The 965-nt window shown below is 60.5% G+C and carries 2 protein-coding genes; both read right to left on the bottom strand.

What is annotated here, in order from left to right:
• A partial coding sequence (locus tag I5W_RS28080; protein WP_044531732.1) for a patatin-like phospholipase family protein occupies positions 1 to 350 on the bottom strand: 350 nt, incomplete at its 3' end.
• Positions 351 to 541: 191 nt separating this feature from the next.
• Positions 542 to 748 carry a DUF3717 domain-containing protein gene (locus I5W_RS28085; protein ID WP_017452772.1) on the bottom strand — a complete coding sequence of 69 codons (207 nt, stop codon included), beginning with the start codon at positions 746 to 748 and terminating at the stop codon, positions 542 to 544.
• Positions 749 to 965 lie beyond the last annotated feature (217 nt).

Consider the following 965-nt stretch of genomic DNA (forward strand, 5'->3'; position numbering starts at 1 on the left):
GGGCGCAGCGTGTCGGGCACCTGGCGCAGGTCGAACAGATCGGGGTGGGCCACCGTCTCCCAGAATTCGCGCAGGCGTTCGATGCGGGTTTCACGCGGATTGCCAGCGATCAATGCGGCATTGATGGCGCCAATGGAGGTGCCGACCACCCAGTCCGGGGTGAAGTCGTGCTCATGCAATGCCTGATAGACACCGGCCTGGTAGGCCCCCAGCGCGCCGCCGCCCTGTAGCACCAGGGCCACCCGCGGCTTGGTCGCGGGGGCAGCGGCACTGCGCTTGCCGGCGCGGGCTTTGCGCACCGGCGCAGCAGGACCATTGGTGGGCGGCAACTGTTCGGGCTCCTTGCGCATCGTTCATCCTTTCATGGTGTTCCCGGGACGCACCAGGGGCATGGGAACGTTGAGAAGGAGTCTAGGATAACGCGCTTACAGGAAAGTGACCGTCGTCATGGTCAAACCAGGGAAAGCAGGGGCAAACGCCAGAGGTCAGAGGTCTTAGAGATCAGAGCTCTAGAGGTCAGAGCTCTGACAGGTTCAGCGATTCAACTGGCCAGCCAGGCTTCGATCAACTGGCGCGCCTGGGTATCGATCTGTTCCAGGTCCACTTCGTGGCGGCGATGGAAGATCATCAGCGCATAGAGGCTGGCCAGGGCATTGACTTCGGGGGACAGTGCACACTCCTCTCCGCTGGCCGGGCGCTGGTGGCGCCAGTAATTGATTGCATCTTCGAGTTCGGTGAGGGTGAGCATGGCGGTGTTTCTGATAAAGAGCTAAGGCAAAACGTGGCCGCATTCTAACCCATTTTGCCTCCCGATACTGGCTGAAAACACAGTACTGCCGGGCTTGCCAGGGCATCATGCAGTTTCTGCATAAGCACCCTGCGCTGCGCCACATGCGAAAAACCAGCAAGCACATGCGCAATGCTTCGTTCGGATCGGCCTTGTGCTTTGCTTTAAATGAGACCTC

The sequence above is a fragment of the Herbaspirillum sp. B65 genome (assembly GCF_000333555.1).
Classification (GTDB): domain Bacteria; phylum Pseudomonadota; class Gammaproteobacteria; order Burkholderiales; family Burkholderiaceae_D; genus Herbaspirillum; species Herbaspirillum rubrisubalbicans.